The sequence below is a fragment of the Bradyrhizobium sp. UFLA05-153 genome (assembly GCF_054185185.1).
In genome coordinates this window covers 1-1,190 of sequence record NZ_JBBIAM010000318.1, presented here as the reverse complement: position 1 = coordinate 1,190, position 1,190 = coordinate 1, and the positions used below count along the sequence as shown (strand labels likewise).

General features: G+C 65.8%; 1 protein-coding gene. It reads left to right on the top strand.

All coding sequences use genetic code 11. The features are described from left to right. On the top strand, positions 1-1,190 hold a 1,190-nt coding region (locus Q2941_RS51650; protein ID WP_458197546.1), incomplete at both ends, for a response regulator.

Here is a 1,190-nt window from a genome sequence, read left to right as displayed (position 1 = left end):
ATCGACCAGATCGGCGGCACCATCGACATCAAGAGCGTTGCCGGCGAGGGCTCCTCCGTCACCATCAAGATCCCGCTGACGCTGGCCATCGTCTCCGCGCTGATCGTGGAAGCCGGCGGCGACCGCTTTGCCATTCCCCAGCTCTCGGTTGTGGAACTGGTGCGGGCCCGCGCCAACTCCGAGCACCGCATCGAGCGCATCAAGGACACCGCGGTGCTGCGCCTGCGCAACAAGCTGCTGCCGCTGATCCACCTCAAGAAGCTGCTCAAGATCGACGACGGCGCCGCCAGCGATCCCGAGAACGGCTTCATCGTGGTCACGCAAGTCGGCAGCCAGACCTTTGGCATCGTGGTCGACGGCGTGTTCCACACCGAAGAAATCGTGGTGAAGCCGATGTCCACCAAGCTGCGCCACATCGACATGTTCTCGGGCAATACGATCCTGGGCGATGGCGCCGTCATCATGATCATCGACCCCAACGGCATCGCCAAAGCCTTGGGCGCCTCCGGCTCCTCGGCCCATGACATGACCGACGAGAATGCCGGCCATCACATCGGAAGTGGCGAGCAGACCACCTCGCTGCTGGTGTTCCGCGCCGGCTCCAGCCAGCCCAAGGCGGTCCCGCTCGGCCTCGTCACGCGCCTCGAAGAGCTGCCCGCCGACAAGATCGAGTTCTCGAACGGCCGCTACATGGTGCAGTACCGCGAGCAGCTGATGCCGCTGGTCGCCATGGAGGGCGTCACCGTCGCGAGCCAGGGCGCCCAGCCGATCCTGGTGTTCGCCGATGACGGCCGCTCCATGGGCCTCGTCGTCGACGAGATCATCGACATCGTCGAGGAGCGCCTCAACATCGAGGTCGGCGGCTCCAGCGCCGGCATTCTGGGTTCGGCCGTGATCAAGGGCCAGGCCACCGAGGTGATCGACGTCGGCCACTTCCTGCCGATGGCCTTTGCCGACTGGTTCACCCGCAAGGAGATGAAGCCGTCGATGCATTCGCAGTCGGTGCTGCTGGTCGACGACTCGGCGTTCTTCCGCAACATGCTGGCCCCGGTGCTCAAGGCCGCCGGCTACCGCGTCCGCACCGCGCCGACCGCGCAGGAGGGCCTCGCCGCGCTGCGCGCGCAGACCTTCGACGTCGTGCTGACCGACATCGAGATGCCCGACATGAACGGCTTCGAGTTCGCGGAAGT